The 1,418-nt window shown below is 63.0% G+C and carries 1 protein-coding gene; it reads left to right on the top strand.

Annotation, left to right across the window (positions count from 1 at the left end; translation table 11 throughout):
• The first annotated feature begins 118 nt into the window (after positions 1-118).
• Positions 119-1,384, top strand: coding sequence for an IS1249 family transposase (locus C1Y63_RS12380; RefSeq protein ID WP_106016747.1), 1,266 nt, complete (start codon positions 119-121; stop codon positions 1,382-1,384).
• Positions 1,385-1,418: the final 34 nt, after the last annotated feature.

The raw sequence follows: 1,418 nt of genomic DNA, 5'->3' as shown, positions 1-1,418 counted from the left end.
ATGACCAGCACGAACAACCCTGACATGCCCACCCAACATTCGAACACCACCCAAAACACCTAACCTCCACCACTCCACAACTTGTTTGTGCTATAGCGCCCGACGCATCGTGACAAGCATGCGTAAAACACCTGCATGCCCCATCTGTTCGGGCTCCATCAAGAAAAACGGCCGCACGACCTCTGGACGCCAGCGCTGGCGGTGCCGCACCTGCAACCACTCCTTCACGATCGGCAACCCCCTGCCGACCATCGCCAGCCACTTCCGCGCCTTCCTCGCCTGGATCACCACCTCCCGCACCCTCGACGACCACGCCGCAGCCCTCGGCCTGTCCGCCCGCACCCTCCAGCGCCACTTCCAGAAACTCTGGCTGATCCCCGTCCCCCGCCCCGCCGCCAACAACACCTACGACGAACAGGTCTTCATCGACGGCACCTACCTCGGCGACAACCTCTGCCTGCTCATCGCCTCCACCAGCGACCGCGTCCTGGCATGGCACTGGTGCCACACCGAAAACACCAGCAGCTACCTCAAGCTGCTCGACCAGATCAACCGCCCCCGCCTGATCACCTGCGACGGCCACCGCGGCGCACTCAAGGCCATCACCATGATGTGGGGCACCCCCGACCCCACCACCGGACACACCACCCGAACCCAACGCTGCCGGATCCACATCCACCGCAACATCAAAGCCAAGATCACCCGCCGCCCCAACACCGCCGCCGGCAAAGCACTGCTGCAGCTGTCCCGAAACCTGCTGACCATCACCGACACCCAAGAAGCCGCCGAATGGCTGGTCCACCTGCAGCAATTCCACCAGGTCTACCACCGCTGGCTCGACGAAAAGACCTACGTCAAAGACGTCCCCCGGTCCGCCATCCCCGCCAACAAGCGCAAAAACAAGACCTTCTGGTACACCCACGACCGCACCCGGTCCGCGTACTACCAGCTGCTCCGGCTCCACGAACAAGGCCACCTGTTCGCCTTCCTCGACGTCTCCTGCGAGCTCCTCGACGAACAACTCGGCCTGACCACAACCCCCGACATCATCACCGCAGCCTGCTACCGGGCCGACACCAATGTCCTCGAAGGCGGCTTCAACGCACCCCTGAAAGCACTGCTGCGCGCACACCGAGGACTGACCCCGGAACGGCAGCGCACCCTCTGCGACTGGTGGTTGTTCGCCAAGACCGGCTGCCCCACCTCACCCGAGCAGATCGCCCGCGACACAAACTTCGGCCAGGACCAAAGTTCCAAAGCAAAAGTCCTGGCCGAAGCCGAACAAGCCGACAACGAAGAGCACGGAGGCCCTGCCGAATACGACGACGGCATCGACGCCGGCTACTCACATTCTATGGGCATCCGCAAGGGCCCTATGAAGTAGGTAACACTTCGGGTCATTCGAACGCGACACGCCG

This window comes from Corynebacterium sp. 13CS0277, assembly GCF_002994655.1.
In the GTDB taxonomy this organism is placed as follows: domain Bacteria; phylum Actinomycetota; class Actinomycetes; order Mycobacteriales; family Mycobacteriaceae; genus Corynebacterium.
This window is presented reverse-complemented; position numbering and strand designations above follow the sequence as displayed.

What these genes read in the sequence shown, in the direction of transcription:
- C1Y63_RS12380 (WP_106016747.1), top strand. Translation starts at nt 119, where the DNA reads ATGCGTAAAACACCTGCATGCCCCATCTGTTCGGGCTCCATCAAGAAA.